11 protein-coding genes and 2 pseudogenes are annotated in these 16,279 nt (G+C 70.9%); 9 read left to right on the top strand and 4 right to left on the bottom strand.

The genetic code is table 11. From position 1 onward, the window contains the following. Nucleotides 1-20 precede the first annotated feature (20 nt). Complete coding sequence (locus ACIQK6_RS31405; protein ID WP_402696016.1) at nucleotides 21-1,271, top strand: ROK family protein; 1,251 nt, start codon at nucleotides 21-23, stop codon at nucleotides 1,269-1,271. 22 nt (nucleotides 1,272-1,293) lie between these two features. Here ACIQK6_RS31405 and ACIQK6_RS31400 read toward each other — a convergent pair whose 3' ends face one another. Then, nucleotides 1,294-2,277: a LacI family DNA-binding transcriptional regulator gene (locus tag ACIQK6_RS31400; RefSeq protein ID WP_402696014.1), complete on the bottom strand. Its 984-nt coding sequence runs from the start codon at nucleotides 2,275-2,277 to the stop codon at nucleotides 1,294-1,296. Between the two features lie 366 nt (nucleotides 2,278-2,643). Between ACIQK6_RS31400 and ACIQK6_RS31395 the strand changes: the two genes are divergently transcribed. The 8 genes and pseudogenes from ACIQK6_RS31395 (at nucleotide 2,644) to ACIQK6_RS31360 (ending at nucleotide 10,974) form a co-directional block, all read left to right on the top strand. Then, nucleotides 2,644-4,662 (top strand): glycoside hydrolase, encoded by a 2,019-nt coding sequence (locus ACIQK6_RS31395; protein WP_329106940.1) that lies wholly within the window; start codon nucleotides 2,644-2,646, stop codon nucleotides 4,660-4,662. A 177-nt stretch (nucleotides 4,663-4,839) separates the two neighbouring features. Further along, the gene (locus ACIQK6_RS31390) at nucleotides 4,840-5,856 is read left to right on the top strand and encodes a DUF4073 domain-containing protein (protein ID WP_329106938.1); all 1,017 of its coding nucleotides are present in this window, start codon (nucleotides 4,840-4,842) and stop codon (nucleotides 5,854-5,856) included. A 215-nt stretch (nucleotides 5,857-6,071) separates the two neighbouring features. Continuing rightward, the gene (locus tag ACIQK6_RS31385) at nucleotides 6,072-8,021 is read left to right on the top strand and encodes an RICIN domain-containing protein (RefSeq protein WP_329106936.1); all 1,950 of its coding nucleotides are present in this window, start codon (nucleotides 6,072-6,074) and stop codon (nucleotides 8,019-8,021) included. A 60-nt stretch (nucleotides 8,022-8,081) separates the two neighbouring features. After that, complete coding sequence (locus tag ACIQK6_RS31380) at nucleotides 8,082-9,032, top strand: DUF916 domain-containing protein (protein WP_329106934.1); 951 nt, start codon at nucleotides 8,082-8,084, stop codon at nucleotides 9,030-9,032. 285 nt (nucleotides 9,033-9,317) lie between these two features. Further along, nucleotides 9,318-9,770 (top strand): annotated as a pseudogene (locus tag ACIQK6_RS31375) (hypothetical protein); the annotation flags it as partial. Nucleotides 9,771-9,835: 65 nt separating this feature from the next. Then, nucleotides 9,836-9,895: pseudogene (locus tag ACIQK6_RS31370) on the top strand (hypothetical protein); the annotation flags it as partial. A 21-nt stretch (nucleotides 9,896-9,916) separates the two neighbouring features. Beyond that, nucleotides 9,917-10,102: a hypothetical protein gene (locus ACIQK6_RS31365; RefSeq protein WP_402696012.1), complete on the top strand. Its 186-nt coding sequence runs from the start codon at nucleotides 9,917-9,919 to the stop codon at nucleotides 10,100-10,102. Nucleotides 10,103-10,191: 89 nt separating this feature from the next. Further along, entirely contained in the window at nucleotides 10,192-10,974 is a 783-nt protein-coding gene (locus ACIQK6_RS31360) for a calcium-binding protein (protein WP_402696011.1), read from the top strand. A 75-nt stretch (nucleotides 10,975-11,049) separates the two neighbouring features. Here ACIQK6_RS31360 and ACIQK6_RS31355 read toward each other — a convergent pair whose 3' ends face one another. The 3 genes from ACIQK6_RS31355 to ACIQK6_RS31345 form a co-directional block, all read right to left on the bottom strand. Next, nucleotides 11,050-13,389, bottom strand: a complete 2,340-nt coding sequence (locus ACIQK6_RS31355; RefSeq protein WP_402696009.1) for a M4 family metallopeptidase — start codon at nucleotides 13,387-13,389, stop codon at nucleotides 11,050-11,052. 344 nt (nucleotides 13,390-13,733) lie between these two features. Next, nucleotides 13,734-14,975 carry an SLC13 family permease gene (locus tag ACIQK6_RS31350; RefSeq protein ID WP_329106926.1) on the bottom strand — a complete coding sequence of 414 codons (1,242 nt, stop codon included), beginning with the start codon at nucleotides 14,973-14,975 and terminating at the stop codon, nucleotides 13,734-13,736. After that, nucleotides 14,972-16,213 (bottom strand): CaiB/BaiF CoA transferase family protein, encoded by a 1,242-nt coding sequence (locus ACIQK6_RS31345; protein ID WP_402696008.1) that lies wholly within the window; start codon nucleotides 16,211-16,213, stop codon nucleotides 14,972-14,974. Before ACIQK6_RS31345 ends, ACIQK6_RS31350 begins: the two co-directional genes overlap by 4 nt. Nucleotides 16,214-16,279: the final 66 nt, after the last annotated feature.

Below are 16,279 nucleotides of genomic sequence, written 5' to 3'. Positions count from 1 at the left end.
TCACACGGAAGGACGCACCCATGGCGAAACGCACCGCCCAGGACATCCGCCGCCGCAACCGGTTCGACACGCTGCGGTGCGTCTTCGCCGCCCCCGGCCCGGTGAGCCGGCAGGAGATCGCCGCGGCCACCGGCCTGTCCTTCGCGACCGTGGCCAACCTCGTCGTGGAGCTGCTGGAGGCGGGAGTCCTGCGCGAGGCCGGCCACGAGGACTCCAAGGGCGGGCGCCCGCGGGCCCGCCTCGCGGTCAACGCGGAGCGCGGTGCGCTGGTCGGGATCGACGTGGCGGAGACCTCCGTCCAGGTCGAGCTGTTCGACCTGGCGCTGACGGTGCTGCGCAGCGTACGGCTGCCGCTGCCGCAGACCGACGTCCGTCCGGACGACGTGGTGGACGCCATCGTCACGGGGGTCGAGGGCCTCTCGGACGCCTCGGGCGCGCCCCCGCGCATCCTCGGCGCAGGGGTCAGCATCCCCGGTCTCGTGGAGCGCGAGGGCGGCGTATCCGTCTTCTCGCCCTACTGGTCCTGGCGCGACGTGCCCCTGCGTTCCCTCCTCGCCGAGCGCCTCCCGATGCCCCTGTACCTCGACAACCCCCTCAAGGCCGGCACGGTCGCCGAGATGTGGTTCGGCGCCGGACGCGAGGTCGACGACCTACTCGTACTGACCCTCCGGGCCGGCGTCGGCGCGGGCATCGCGGTCGACGGGGCCCTCTACCGGGGCGCCACCAACAGCGCCGGGGAGTGGGGCCACACCTGCCTGGTCCGCGACGGACGGGAGTGCAGGTGCGGCAGGCGGGGATGCGTCGAGGCCTACGTCAGCACCCGCGGCATCGCCCGCACCGTGCGGGAACTGGACGCGGAAAGCCCCCTCCTGGACCCCGACGAGGACGCCGTGGTCAGCAAGGTCGCCCGCGCCGCGGCGGAGGGCGACGCGGTGGCCGCCGAAACCGTGGCGCGGACCGCCCGTCACCTGGGGGAGGCCGCGGCCGATCTCCTCAACCTGTTCAATCCGCAGACCCTGGTACTGGGCGGCTGGGTGGCCGACCGGCTCGGCGAGCCGCTGCTGCGGCAGACCCGCGACGTCATCGCGGCGCACGCTCTACCGGCGACGCTCCAGGCGCTCTCCTTCCAGCTGAGCACCGTGCCGGAGAACCCGGTGAACCTCGGAGCCGCCACCTTCGCGCTCGAGGGCTTCCTCGACGACCGCGAGACCTTCGGCACCGTGGCGGCGGGGCGCCGTGCCGCCAGGGCGGCGAAGGCCGGAACGTCCTGAGGGCGCTCCGGCGTCCGGCCGCTCAGGCGGCCGGGGCCGCCGTACTCTCGCGCACCACCAGGACGGGCGCCACCGATGCCTGGCGCGGGCTGCCCGCCACGCCGCCTATCTGATCGAGGAGCAGTCCGACGCAGTGGCGGCCCACGGCGTCGAAGTCCTGCCGGACCGTGGTGAGGGGGGCGGGAAAGAAGGCGGCCTCGGGAACGTCGTCGAATCCGGTCACGCTCACGTCCTGCGGCACGCGCCGACCCACCTCCTGCAGGGCGCGCATGACGCCGAGGGCCATCTGGTCGTTGGCGGCGAAGATCGCGGTCACCTCCGGGCGGCCGGCCAGTTCACGTCCGGCGCGGTAACCCGAGGCCGCGGACCAGTCACCGTAGAGGAGTGGTGGTACGACGGTGCCCGCATCCTTGAGCGAGCGGTGCCACGCCTCGGCCCGGCGGCGCGCCGCGTAGGAGTCGCGGGGCCCCGCGACGTGCCAGACCGTACGGTGACCGAGGCCCAGCAGGTGCTCCACGACGCTGCGGGTGCCCTCGGCCTGATCGACGTCGACGTTGGCGTAGCGGTGACCGGTGTCCCCGTCGGCGAAGACCACGGGAACGGCGGACGGCAGCCGGAGTTCGGGGGTGTCCAGGATCTGCGACTCGATGAGGATGATGCCGTCCACCGACTGGACCATCAGCTGCTGGAACGCCTGGCGCACGGCGGCTTCGGTCTGCGCCCGGGCTCCCATGAAATTCACGAACAGGTCGGCTTCGCGGGCGGCGTCGGAGATGGCGGCGAAGGTCCTGGCGTTGCCGTAGGCACTGATGTCGAAGCTGATGACGCCCAGCGTGCCGAACCGCCCGGTGACCAGCGCCCGGGCGGCCGTATTGGGGCGGTACCCGAGCATCTTCATCGCGGCCTGCACCCGCTCGCGGGTGGACGCGTCGACGTTCTCCCGGTTGTTGGCCACACGGGAGACCGTCTGCGACGAGACCCCCGCCATCGCGGCGACGTCGGCCATGGAGGGTGACTGGCGCAGCGGACGGGACCTCGGTGATCTTGCTCCGACCTCGCGCGGCATATGAACCGGACCTCCGAACCCCTACTCCGAGCCGAGTGCGTGGTGCACTCCGTACGGATGTTAGCGCTGTGCACCGAATGGGTGGGACGCATGCTACTCGCCGGTTCTCTTGACATGCCTGCCCGCCGCTTCGACACTCTCCCCACTGTGTGATGTTTACGTAAACATTACGTTGCGCCTGGCGGGACACGTTCACGCCCGCCCGCTGCCGGAGGACGCCGAAGCGGCTCCATCGCAACCGCCTCCATCGGCCCGGCGCGGCCCGCCCTCCCTGTGTACGCATCCGCTTCCGACAGGAGACGATCTGTGCTCGGTACCAGAAACAGGCCCCCGAGCGGCGCCCGACGCCGTACGCCCACCGCTCTCGCGACCTCACTCGCGGCCGCCTGCGCACTCCTCGCCGGCGGTACGGCGGCACCTCCGGCCGCAGCCGATCCCGTCCCGTCGTCCGCGGTCCCGGTCCGCCTCGATCCCGCATACCAGCAAGCACCGTTCGAGGGGTGGGGTACCGCGCTGTCGTGGTTCGCCAACGTCACGGGCGGCTGGCCCGACCCCCAGCGCAACCGGCTCGCCGACGCCCTTTACGGCAATGAGGGACTCGGCTTCACCATCGCCCGCTACAACATCGGCGGAGGCGACAGCACCGAGACCGCGCCCTACATGCGCGCCGGGGCTGCCGTACCCGGCCACTGGAGCCGGTCCGGGGCCGAGGCGCCCCACGGGTGGGACCCCGACAATCCGGATCACTGGGACCCGTACGCCGACCGCAACCAGCGCTGGTGGCTCAAGGCCGCCAAGGCCCGGGGCGCCGACACCTTCGAGGCGTTCTCGAACTCACCGCCCTACTTCATGACCCACAGCGGACTCGCCTCGGGTGCGGTCGATCCGCTGCACGACAACCTTCGACCGGACCAGTACGAGCCGTTCGCCGCCTACCTGGCCGGGACCGTGCAGCGCGTACAAAACAGCACGGGCGTCACCTTCACCTCCGTGTCTCCCGTCAACGAACCGGACACCGCCTACTGGCGCGCGGGCGGGCGCCAGGAAGGCTCCCACTGGGCCCGCGACTCCCAGGCCCGAATGATCACGGCGCTGCGCACCGAGCTGGACCGCAACGGGCTGCGCACGCCGGTCGCAGCGATGGACGAGACGAACCCGGACATGTTCCGTGCGAACTGGGACAGTTACGGCAGCACAACCCGCTCCGCCGTCGGACGGCTCAACGCACACACCTACGGGACGCAGGGACGCAGCGGGGTCCGGGACATCGCCAAGGCCGCGCACAAGCCCCTGTGGATGTCCGAGGTGGACCTCGGCGGGGCGGTCCCGCAGAGCTTCACCGACATGAGCCCCGCCCTCGACCTCGCCGAGCGCATCACCGACGACCTCACGCAGCTCGAACCGCGCGCCTGGGTGCTGTGGCAGGCCGTGGAGGACTACGAAAACATGACCCCGGCCCACGAGGACTCCAACTGGGGCCTCATCCAGACCGACTTCACCCCGGCCGACGCCGCGAGGGAGCCGCTGCGCAAGAACAAGAAGTACTGGGCCATGGCCCAGTACAGCCGGTTCATCCGTCCGGGATCCCGCGTCATCGCCACGGACGACGACCACACGCTGGCCGCAGTGCGCCCAGGCGGCCAGGGCGCGGTCGTGGTCCACACCAATGCCACGGGTTCGGCCCGGACGATCACCCTGGACCTCACGGGCTTCCGGCACGTCACCGCCGCTCCGGTGCAGCGCTACACCACGGACGCGACCCGCAACGTCCACCGGGAGGCCGACGTCGCCGTCACCGGCAAACGCGTCACCGTGACCCTCGCCCCCCACTCGGTCACCACCCTCGTCGTACCGGGCACGTCCGGCGTCGACCCCGAGCAGGCGGCCCCCGGCGCCGGTCCCCGGCTCCTCGTCAACGACCACAGCGGTCTGGCCCTCACGGCCGCCCGGGCCGGGGCCGGCGGCGCCGTGGTCCAGCGCCCCCCGAACCGGTCCGACGCCGCGCAGCAGTGGACCTTCACCAGGTCGGCGCCCGGCGACTGGAGCAGCACGGCCTCGTACCGGGTGACGAACGCGGGCAGCGGGCAGGCCCTCGCTGTCGCCGACGGTGAGCTCACCCTGCTTCCTCCGGGACCGTCCGCGCAGCAGCAGTGGATGTTGTCCACCTCCGGAGACGGGCACCACACCCTGATCAACAGCGCGACCGGCACCCTTCTCGACGTCACCGGCGCCTCCACAGCCGACGGCGCCCCGGTCGGCACCTACCGGCCCAACACAGGCCGCAACCAGTCCTGGACCATCCGCGCGGACCCGGCGGGCGGGTAGTCCCGACGGCGCGGCACGCACGGCCGGTGGCGGACCCTGCGGCCCGTCACCGGCGGTGCCGGGTCGGGGGAAGCGTTGCCCGTCATTCATGTGCCGGCCGCTTTGGTTGCGTAAACATGTGGCGTCTCCCCCACGGGTCGCTCGATCGCGCCCCACACCCCCGGAAGGGCTGCCACCATGAAACGCAGGTCTCTGATCACCGCGGCGGCCGGCGCCGTCGCCCTCGGCACCGCGACCCCGTCGCCCGCCGCGGCGCAGCCGCTCGGCCACGCCCCCACCGCGCCACTGTCCACGTTCAACGTCATCAGCGACATCCAGGGCGACCTGGGGGACTTCGCCGTCGCCCTGCGCGACATCCGGGCCACGGCCCCGCACGGCTCGGGGCTCGCAGTCGCCGGCGACATCACTCCGCGCGGCTACGACTTCGAATACGCGGCGGTACGGCAGGTACTGGAACGGGGCCCGCGCCCGCGCGAGGTCGCGTGGGCCATCGGAAACCACGAGTTCTACGTGCCCAAGTACGCCGATCCGCAGACGCTCTCCCTGGCCACCTGGCCCAACGGCGCCACGGAGGACTCCCTTTTCCGCAGCTTTCACCGGTTCGCCGGGCGCGGCACGGTGTACGCCGAGACCACCTTCGGCGGCATCCCCGTCCTGACCATCGGCACCGAGCGGTACATGCACTACCACGACCCGAAGCTCTGGGACGAAGTATGGCTGAGCGAGGCGCAGTTGCGGTGGCTGGAGGGGCGCCTGCGGTACTGGAGCGCACGTCGCAAGCCGGTCATGCTGATCACGCACCACCCCCTGCCCAACACGGTCTCGGGCACACGGAACAAGCTCTACGCCACCGACTACCTCCAGGCGGACGCGCTCCTCGGGCTGCTGGGGCGCCACCGCGACGTGTTCCTGTTCAGCGGACACACGCACTGGGACCTGGCGCTGTCCGACTGGTACGTGCGGCGCGTCGTGCCCGGGACGGCGAACCTGGACGGGTTCTCGGTGATCAACACGGGGGCCGTGCAGACCGGCTTCGCCGACAACGGCCAAGGAGGCGAGAGCACGGTCCCCGGCGTCTTCAACCAGGGCCTCCAGGTCGAGGTGCACCGCGACCGCGTCGTCATCAAGGCCCGGGACTTCGCGGCCGGTGTCTGGTTGAAGCAGATCTCCGTCCCGCTGGCGACCACGATCTGACCCGGGGCGCCCTACCCCGAAGGTGACGCTGCGGTGGCGGTCATGCACGGAATGTCGAATTTTTTTACGAGCTGTTGACATTCAGGTGATGCGTGCGCCAGCCTCTGCTCAAAGTTGTTGGTTCACGCGCAGAAATGTTGGTTCCTGTGCACATGGGGGGCGGGACTCCCTATGTGCCAGGTGCCGGCGTGCGCGCGGTGACATCAAGGATCTGCATGCGAAGAGTGAGATCCGTCCTCGTCGGCCTGAGCCTGCTCCTCCCCGTTCTGGGTGGGGCGCCGACGGCGCTGGCGGCGCCCGTCACCACCGAACCCGGCACCCAGTTCCCGGACACCGCGGGACAAGGGGTGCAGGCGCACGGTGGCGGCGTACTCAAAGTCGACGACTACTACTACTGGTTCGGTGAGGACCGCGGCGACGACAACAAGTTCCGTTACGTCTCCGCGTACCGCTCCAAGGACCTGAAGAACTGGGAGCCCCGCGGCCACGTCCTGACGCAGGAGGCCGACCCGGAGATACGTTCCGCCGTGATCGAGCGGCCCAAGGTCCTCTACAACGAGAAGACCAAACAGTTCGTCATGTGGATGCACAAAGAGGCCGACGCCTCCTACGCCGAGGCCCGCGCCGCCGTGGCGGTGTCCTCCACGATCGACGGCCCCTACACCTGGAAGGGATCCTTCCGGCCGAAGGACGCCTCCGGCGCCGAGCACATGTCCCGCGACATCACCGTGTACGAGGACAAGGCCGCCGGCAAGGCCTACATGATCTCCTCGGCCAACTACAACGCCGACCTGCACATCTACGAGCTCAGCGACGACTACACACAGGTGAAGGACCTGGTGGCGAACCCCTGGCCGGGCCAGCACCGCGAGTCACCGGCCCTGTTCAAGCGCGGTGACGTCTACTTCATGCTCACCTCCGGGACCAGCTACTGGGACCCCAACCAGCAGAAGTACGCCACCGCCACCAGCCTGGCGGGACCGTGGTCGCCCATGAAGGACGTCGGAAGCCACAACGGCCACCACTCGCAGACGGCGTTCGTCCTGCCCGTGGAAGGCAGCGACACCACCTCCTTCCTCTACATGGGAGACCGCTGGGCGGGCGTGTGGTCCGACCCGAAGCACGTCAACGACTCCACGTACGTGTGGCTCCCGCTGGCGTTCCCCACGGCCACGACCATGATCCTTCCGTGGTACCCCCAGGTCTCGATCGACACCGCGACGGGCCGGATATCCGGCTCCGGAGGGGACCCCCGGACGATCACCAACAAGGGGAGCGGCGCCTGCGCCGCCGTGCCCGGCAGCTCCTCCGACAACCAGGTGCCGGTGACCCAGGAGACCTGCGCCGCCGGCACCCTGAACAGCCAGTGGCGGTTCACCGACAACAGCAATGGCTACGTGCGCGTCCTCGCCCAGCACAGCGGCAAGTGCCTGGACGTGGCGGACGAGTCGACCGCCGACGGCGCTGAGGTCAAGCAGTACGACTGCGGCTGGAAGGACAACCAGCGCTGGCGCTTCGAGACCCTCCCCGACGGGTACGTGCGCATCGTCGCCAAGCACAGCAGCAAGTGCCTCGCCGTCCGGGGCGGATCCACGACGGCCGGCGCCGGGATCGTCCAGTCCGCGTGCGACGGCTCGCCCGGCCAGGCCTGGAAGGTCTCCGCCGCAGGCGGTCCGGCCGACCCGGCCGACCCGGCCGACCCGCCGGCCCCCGGTACGGCCGAACGGCAGCTCACCGCGTCGGTCGGAGCCGGTGTACTGACCATGGCCACCACCGCGGACCCCGTCCGGCTCCCCCCTGTCGACTTCGGTACCGGCGGCACCTCGGCCGGACAGCTGGGCACCGTCACCGTGAAGGACTTCCGCGGCGGCACGGCCGGCTGGTCACTCACCGGCAAGGTCACCGACTTCGCCGGACCGCGCGGGAAGGTCGAGGCCAACCGGCTCACGTGGACGCCCGTCTGCTCCACCGGAAGCGGCAGCCCCAGCACGTGCGCCGCGGGCAGCCCGGGCGTCGTCGGAACGGACGGCGCGACCCTGGCCTCTGCCGCCGCAGGTGACGTGACGGGCGGGGAGTTCACCGCCGACGCCACCGTGTCCCTCGACATCCCGAAGTACACCCCCGTCGGCAGCTACACCGGCATCCTCTCCCTCACCCTCCTCTGACAGCGCCCGCGGGCCGGACGTCACGCGTCCGGCCCGCGGCGCCAGGAAAGCCGACGAGCCATGCGCACCGCCTTCATTACCCTGCTCCTTCTCCTCCTGACGAGCCTCTCCCCCACACCGGCCGGGGCGGCGGACAATGGCGAATGGTCGGTCAGGCCCGCGGACTCCACGATCACCCCGCGGGCGGCCTTCGAACTGCCGGCAAGGCCCGGCACGACGCTCACCGACCGCGCGGTCGTCACCAACACCACAGCCGCGGAGCTGACGTTCCGCCTCTACGTCGCGGACGCCCACAACACAGAACGCGACGGCGGACTGGCCGTACGCGGCATCGAGGAGACCCAACGGGACGTCGGTGCCTGGGGAAAGCCCGAGCACGACACCGTCACGGTGCCGGCCCGCTCGGCGGTGACGATCGGCATCACCCTCACCGTCCCCCGCGACGCCCCGCCCGGCGACCACGTGGGCGCCCTCGTCGCGGTCGACACCCGCGTTCGGCCTGCCGACGGCTCCCACCTCGGCGTCCAGCGCGGTGTCGGAGCCAGGATCTATCTGCGCGTCGAGGGGCCGCGGCAACCCGGCCTGGCCGTGGAGGACGTACGGTTCACAGCGCGGAGCCCGCAGATACCGTGGACCGGCACCCGCGAATCGACCGTCTCCTACACCGTGCACAACACGGGAAACGTGAAGCTCACCCCCACGGTCTCCTTCCGCACCGGCGGCGTGGTCGTGGGAGGGCCCGGCGAACGGCGGCTCGCCAACGTACCGGCCGAACTGCTCCCGGGGCAGAAGGTCCGACTCACCGAGACCTGGGCGGGAGCCCCCTTCGCGGGCTGGGGGCAGGTCACCGTCACGGCGAGCGCGGACGACGTCCGCGGTTCGGGAACCGACGGCTTCCTGAAGGCCCCGTGGCTCTTCGCGGCGTGCCTGGCGCTCCTGTCGGCCGCCTGGTTGCTGCTCCGCCGCCGGCGCAGGGCCGCCCGCGCGGCAGGCGCCGCCGCTCGCGGCTGATGCCCACGGGATCGAGCCGACTTTGGCCGAAGCCCGTTCTTCATGAGATCCGCTCTCTACGGATCGGCGCAGGTCGAGACCCAGACGGGCGCGGGGACGGATGAGGGGCTGCTTGACACCGATCCCTCGAACCCTCAGTCTCATCCCGATCCAACGTTTGATTCTGTTCGTACACGTTGAATCATGATTGCTGCTCGCGTGGTCGACGCCTGCCCACGTCGTTCTCATGCCCTGGCGGGCGCTCAGGCCATCCGATCTACCCGAACGCTCTCCAGGAGGTAGACCATGGACAAGGCGTTACCCCGCACCATCGCCTGCGGGACCGCCGCCCTCGGCCTCACACTGGCCCTCGCCGGCCCGGCGGCCGCGACGCCCGGCGTGCCTGCACCCGAGGCATCGGCCGACGCAACGCTGGTGATCAGGACCGGCACGTCCGTCACGGTGACGGCCGCCGTGGGACTGAGCAACACCATCTCGGTGTGGCAGGTCGGCGACACCATCCGGGTCAGGGACACCGGAGACACCGTGACCGCTCTGGGCGGGTGCAGGGCGGTCAGCGCCAACGAGGCCGACTGCCCGGGGGCCGGCAGCCTGACCGAGCTCGTCGTCCACGCCGGTGACCAGGCCGACGACGTCACGTCGTTCCTGGAGAGCCTGGGGGTGACCCTCATCGGTGGCGCGGGGGACGACAGCCTCTACGGCGGCGGCGCCAACGACACCCTGGAAGGCGACGAGGGCGCCAACTTCCTCTCGGGGGGGGGAACGGCAACGACACGCTCACCGGCTCCAGCGGCCGTGACCGCCTCTTCGGCGGCCCGGGCAACGACTCGATCGAGGGTCGGGGCGGCGCCGACATCGTCAACGCGGGCGCCGGGAACGACGTGGTGAGCGGCGGCAGCGGCAACGACCAGGTGATCGCGGGAACCGGAAACGACTTCGTCGACGGCGGCCCGGGCTGGGACACCCTCGACGCCGTCGACGAGGTCGGCGGCAACGACTACGTGCGTGGCGGCGACGAGAGCGACACCTGCCGCGCCGACCTGGGCGACAGCGTCACCGAATGCCCGTGACCGGCCCGCGGGTGCGGCCACTGCCGCACCCGCCCACGATGCACGTGCCCACGACGAACGCGTACCGACGACGAGGGAGACACACGAACATGGCAGTGCGACACATCTGCGCCTTACTCACCGCGGGAGCACTTCTGTGCGCCGCGTCGGCCGGCACCGTCGCCTCGGCGGCACCACTCGCCTCCGCGTCGCGTGACTTCGCGGGCGCCACGGTGGTCGAGATGTCCGGCGGCACCCTGCTCGTCACGGCCGGTCAGGGGGTGGACAACGACATCACCATCCGCCGCCAGGGCGACATCGTCCTCGTCTCGGACACCACTGCCGAGGTACGCGCCTCGGCCCCCTGCGAAGCCCGGGCACCGGGCACCGTGGCGTGCCCGCTCCCCACGGACGTACAGGCCCGCGGCCAGGACGGCGACGACACCATCACGGTCTCCCCCAACCTCGACGCCCCGGCCACCCTCTACGGAGGCAGCGGCAAGGACCGGCTCAACGGCGGCCCGCACGCCGACCGCCTCGTCGGCGACGAACCGGCCGGAGTCACCGGCCTGACGGCAGCGACCCCCGGCAACGACACCATCAACGGGGGCCCGGGCAATGACACCATCTTCGGCCTTGGAGGCAACGACACCATCAGCGGCGGGCCGGGGAACGACACCCTCAACGGGAACGAGGGCAACGACACCCTGAACGGCGACACCGGCAACGACACGCTGACGGGCGAGGGAGGCAACGACACCCTGAACGGTGGGGAGGGCAGCGACACCCTCGTCGCCGCCGACGGCGTCAACGCCAACGACAGCCTCGACGGCGGGCCCGCATTCGACTCCTGCACCCGCGACACAGGCGACGCGATGGTCAACTGCCCCTGACGAAAAGGCCTGTGTGCGCCTCCGCAGGAGCGGAGGCGCACACAGGCCTGTACGGGACCCGTCGCTTCGCGGGACTCAGGGATGGATATGGAGAGCAGTATCGTCGATCACGAAATAGGTCGGGGCGGCCAGGTCCTCCCTGGCGTTGAACGCCAAGGTCACGAACTTCCCCTCGAAGTCACCGAGTTCGACGGTCCGCCGGACATAGTCGGCGCTCGCGTCCAGGTTCGAGAACGTCGCCGGACTCGCGCCGTTCACCTGGACCGTCAGCTTGTCGTACGGGACGGTCGTGGTCTCCTCCCTGGTGACGACCCGCAGCCAGAAGCTGATCGTGGCCCGGCAGCCGTACGGGATGAAGGCGGTCTGGGTGAGGGTGTCGGTCACCGAGCTCCCGTGGCCCCCGAGCAGGGCCTTCCACGAGCCCGTGCGCGCGGGGAGCCAGGAGTTGTCGGCAGTGATCAACGACGAGTTGCTGTTGGCCTTCCAGGCTTTCGGCCCCTCCTCGAAGCCGGCGTTGTCGAGCAGTTGTGTCGTGGTGCAGTTGCCGGGGGTGTAGACGAGCCAGGAGAACGAGACCACGTCGACGGCTCCGGTCGAGTCCGCCGCCGTGAGGGTGACGGCCGAGCTGCCGTCCGTGGTCGGCGTGCCGGTGATCGCGCCGGTCGAGGCGTCGAGGGCCAGGCCGGCGGGCAGGGTGGTGGCCGCGTAGGTCAGGGTGGCTCCCGGGTTGCCGGTGGTGGCCCGGATCCGGAGGTCGACCGCCGCGGTGGTCGTGGAGACCTGGTTGCCGGGGCTGGTCAGCGTGACGCCCTGGAGCATGCGGGGGCCGACATTGACGGCCGCCCAGGCGTTCCCGACGTTGTTGTAGACGACGCCGTCCTTCCCGTACAGGTCGGCGGCGGCCTCCAACGTGGCGGTGCGCGCGCCCGCGTAGTCGGTGGTCGACGTCATGTAGGTCGTCAGCGCCCGGTACCAGATCTTCGCGGCGACGTCGCGGCCGATCGGATTGACCGGCTTGCCGTCGTGGGTCGGCGAGTCGTAGGTGACGCCGTTGACGAGCTTGGCACCACTGCCCTCGGAGGCCAGGTAGAACCAGTGGTTGGCGGGACCCGACGAGTGGTGGACGTCGATCCGGGAGATGCCCGGATACCAGTGGTCGGCGGAGTCCCCGTCCTTGGAGGGCCGGTCCATGTGGCGCAGCGGCGTGCCGTCGCCATTGATGTCGATCTTCTCGCCCTCCAGGTAGTCGCCCGGGTCGGACGGGTTGTCCGCCCAGAACTCCACCACGGCTCCGAAGATGTCGGACGTGGCCTCGTTGAGCCCGCCCGACTCCCCGCTGTAGCGCAGACCTGCCGTGAAGGACGTGATGCCGTGCGTCATCTCGTGCGCGGCCACGTCGATCGAGGTGAGGGGGTGGGTGTTGTAGGCGCCGTCACCGTAGGTCATGCAGAAGCACTGGTCCCACCAGTAGGCGTTCGAGTACGCGTTCCCGAAGTGGACCCGGCTGTGGGCGGAGACCCCGTCGTTCCTGATGCCGTTGCGGCCGTGGATGTCCTTGAAGTAGTCCCAGGTCAGCTGGGCACCGTAGTGGGCGTCCACCGCGGCCGACTGGCGGTCGCCGGGGCTGCCGTCGCTCCAGACGTCGTCGGCGTCGGTGAAGAGCGTGCCGGGCGCGTCGTCGTCGGGGGCGTGTCCCAGGTCGGTGGTCCTGTTGCCGCCGCGGGTGTCGTCCTTGAGGACGTAGCTTCCGGTGGATCCCGAGGTACCGAGGGTGACCTGGCCACCGTACTGGCCGTGGCCGGTGCCGTTCTTGACGGCCTGGTACGCGAAGATCTCGACGCCCGTCCTCACGTCGGTGACGACATGCAGTTCCGAGGGCGTGCCGTCGCGCTGGAGGCCGCCGACGACCGTCTCCCAGGCCAGCGTGGGGCTACCGGAAGCCGCCCAGACGACCTTGCGCACGGATTGGGCTGCGGGGTCCTTCGTACCGTCGGTCCTCGCCCGGCCGAGGGCGAAGGACACCGCGGAGTCGGCGGTCACGCCGGCCATGGTGGAGGGCACGGCGATGGGGGCGCCCGCCGCCTTGGTGACGCCCTTGACGGCTCCTCCCGGCGCGGTGTGGACCACCAGGTCACCACCGAGCACGGGCAGTTGGGCGAACGTGCGGTCGTAGCGCGTGTGCAGCGTGCCGTCCGCGTCCTTGAGGACCGACGTGGGCACCAGGTCCTCCTGCCCGCCCAGGCCCAACGCCTTCGCCACGGCTGACCGGCCCGCACGGGCACCGGCGAGGAGGGCCGCGTTCTCGTCCGGGGTCTGCCGGACGTTCGCGGCGCCCACCTTGGGCGGGTCGGTGCCGGGCTGCTTGGCCGCCGTCGTGCCGGCCGCGGCCGCGGAGGGAAGGCCGGTGGCGAGCACGGCGGCGCTGCATAAGAGGGCACCCGTTCTCACTGCCCTGTGGAGGGTTCGTTTCACTGTGACTCCCGGTGCGGGGGCCGGCGTTCGCCGGCCGAAGCGGTCCGGGCGGACCTGTTCGAATCCGCCCGGCGGAGCTGATCTCACAGTTCGGGGCGCGTCCTACCGCGATGCTGGCCACACGCTTGCGGCCGACGCCCGCGTAGCGCCGGAGGGGAATGTTAACGTAAACATGTCGGCTCGGCCAAGGCCGCCGGACTCCCACCGCATCCCCGCGCTCGGGTCGCCGGATACGCACCGGCCCTCCGGGCGGGGAACACACCTCGTCCGGAGGGCAGGTCTGCCCGTCAGATCACCACGAAGGCGAGCCAGGCCGCGCCCGGGGCGATCGCGCACACGCCCGCGCCCCAGCGCAGCAGGTTGCGGTACGTGTCCGAGCGCAGTTGTTCCGGCGCGTTGGCGACCACCAGGGCTCCGTTGGTGGAGAAGGGACTCGCGTCGACGATCGTCGAGGCCGAGGCGAGTGCGACGACCAGACCCGTGGTCGTGATGGAGCCCGAGGCGAGAAACGGTGTTGCGAGCGGCATGAGAGCACCCAGGATGCCGGTGGTGGAGGCGAAGGCCGACACGACGCCCCCGACGTAGCAGATCAGCAGAGCGGCCATGAGCGGAGCGCCCACTGCGGCGATCGTCTCCCCGAGGGAGTCGACGACCCCGAGACTCTGCAGCAGGGCGATGTAGGTGACGATCCCGCAGACGAGCAGCACGACGGGCCAGGCGATCTCCTTCGCGGCCCGCTGGGCGGTGGCACGGAAGGCGGTCGCCAGGGCCGCGGCCAGGGTGAGCGCGAACAGGCCCGTGTCCAGGGAGAGGACGGTGGTTCCGAGCACCAGGAGCACCATCGCCAGCAGGGTTGCGCCCTGTTCGGCGTTCAGGACGGGCGAGGTCGCCGCCGCGGCGTCGGCGTCCTTCGCGGGCATGGCCACCGCTCGGCGCTGGCGGCCGAAGACCAGCCAGGTGACGAACGCGGCTGCCAGGTTGATGGCGAAGGTGCCTCCGAAGAGCGCCGCCCCGTCGACGTGCAGGTCGTTCGCGGCGAGGGACGAGTGCACGATGCCGCCCAGGATTCCGGTGGGCGCGAAGCTGCCCGCGGCGGCCCCGTTGACGGCCATCAGCCCGGCGTACAGCGGGCTCATCCCGTGGCGCACGGCGAAGGTGATGCCGATGGGCGCCACGATCGCGACCGCCGCCGGGGAGGCGGCACCGGTGGCGCACAGCAGTGTGGCGAGCAGGAACAGGACCCATGGCACGACCTCCACCCGGTGGCCGGCGGCACGGACCGCCGAGTGGACCATCCAGTCCACCGTGCCGTTGGCGCGGGCCATGCCGAACAGGAAGGTCACGGCGACGAGTACGACGAACATCTCGGCCGGGAATCCTGCCAGCACCTCCTTGGCGGGGTGCCCGAGCCACACGACGCCGAGCAGGAAGGTGGCGGTCAGGGCGAGGACGCCCATGTTGAGGCCGGTGACGGAGGCCAGGACGAAGACGACGGCGAGGACCAGCACGCCGATCAGTTCCGTGTTCATGACGTTCCTCCGTCGGGTGCGTGCTCAAGGGGCGTGTCGATCCAGGCGAGGACCGCGTCGGTGTGCTCGCCCAGGGCGGGTACGGGACGGAGTCGGCCGGGGGTACGGCCGCCCACGGTGACGGGAGGGACGAGACCGAGCAGTTCCCCGACGGGACTGTCGAAGGGGGCCCAGCGACCACGGGCACGGAGCTGCTCGTGGTCGCTGAACTCCTGCATGGTGCGCTGCCCCGCGTGCGCGATGCGGGCGCCGTCCAGCCTGTCGACGAGCTCCGCGGCGCTCAGCGCCAGGGTGGTCTCCCGTACGACGGCGTCGAGTTCGGCCCGGTGGGCGACCCGGTCGGCGTTGCCCCCGAACCGCGCGTCGTCGCTCAGGTGGGGCCGGCCGAGCACGGTCTCGCAGAACGCGGCCCACTCGTGGTCGTTCTGGAGACCGAGGATCACGCTCTGACCGTCACGCGTGGGGAAGGGCCCGTAGGGGGCGATCGTGGCGTGGCTGGCTCCGGTACGGGCGGGAGCGGTCCCGCCGTAGCGGGTGAAGTACTCGGCATATCCCATCCACTCGCCGAGCGCCTCCAGCATGGAGACTTCCAGCCGGATGCCCCGCCCGGTACAGGTCCGCTCCAGGAGCGCCGTGAGGATGCCGGAGTACGCGTACATGCCGGCGCAGATGTCGGCGATGGACAGGCCCACCTTGGACGGGGAATCGGGGGTTCCTGTGATGGCGAGAAGCCCGGCCTCGGCCTGCACGAGCAGGTCGTACGCCTTGCGCTCACGGTACGGGCCGGTTCCGCCGTATCCCGAGATGTCGCAGGTGATCAACTCGGGTCTTTCACCGGCGAGCCGCTCGCTGCCGATGCCGAGGCGGTCGGCGGCGCCCGGGGCGAGGTTCTGCACGAGGACGTCGGCCCGGTCGACGAGGGCGCGCAGCCGCCGGTTGCCCTCGGGCGACCGTACGTCGAGCTGGACGCTCTCCTTGCCCCGGTTGAGCCACACGAAGTGGCTGGACATACCGCGCACCGTACGGTCGTAGCCGCGGGCCAGGTCGCCGGTACCGGGCCTTTCGATCTTGATGACACGGGCGCCGAGATCGGCCAGCTGACGGGTGGCGAACGGCGCCGCGACGGCCTGTTCGAGCGAGACGACGACGAGACCGGCGAGCGGTCCGCAGACTGATGCACCGTCAGGTTCATTGCTCCGTCCGGCGGCTGGGCGGTGCGGGGGATGCGGCTCGGACATAGGGGCCCTCCGGGGCAGTCGGGATGTGTGGGGACACCCTTCCGCCGCCCGCGGGCCGCTGTGAAA

The organism is Streptomyces sp. NPDC091682 (genome assembly GCF_044756625.1).
Taxonomy (GTDB): Bacteria; Actinomycetota; Actinomycetes; order Streptomycetales; family Streptomycetaceae; genus Streptomyces.
This window is presented reverse-complemented; position numbering and strand designations above follow the sequence as displayed.

Bases quoted from the DNA above. Each gene is read 5' to 3' on its own strand.
- ACIQK6_RS31405 (WP_402696016.1), top strand. From the start codon at position 21: ATGGCGAAACGCACCGCCCAGGACATCCGCCGCCGCAACCGGTTCGAC.
- ACIQK6_RS31400 (WP_402696014.1), bottom strand. From the start codon at position 2,277: ATGGCCGACGTCGCCGCGATGGCGGGGGTCTCGTCGCAGACGGTCTCC.
- ACIQK6_RS31390 (WP_329106938.1), top strand. From the start codon at position 4,840: ATGAAACGCAGGTCTCTGATCACCGCGGCGGCCGGCGCCGTCGCCCTC.
- ACIQK6_RS31385 (WP_329106936.1), top strand. From the start codon at position 6,072: ATGCGAAGAGTGAGATCCGTCCTCGTCGGCCTGAGCCTGCTCCTCCCC.
- ACIQK6_RS31380 (WP_329106934.1), top strand. From the start codon at position 8,082: ATGCGCACCGCCTTCATTACCCTGCTCCTTCTCCTCCTGACGAGCCTC.
- ACIQK6_RS31360 (WP_402696011.1), top strand. From the start codon at position 10,192: ATGGCAGTGCGACACATCTGCGCCTTACTCACCGCGGGAGCACTTCTG.
- ACIQK6_RS31350 (WP_329106926.1), bottom strand. From the start codon at position 14,975: ATGAACACGGAACTGATCGGCGTGCTGGTCCTCGCCGTCGTCTTCGTC.
- ACIQK6_RS31345 (WP_402696008.1), bottom strand. From the start codon at position 16,213: ATGTCCGAGCCGCATCCCCCGCACCGCCCAGCCGCCGGACGGAGCAAT.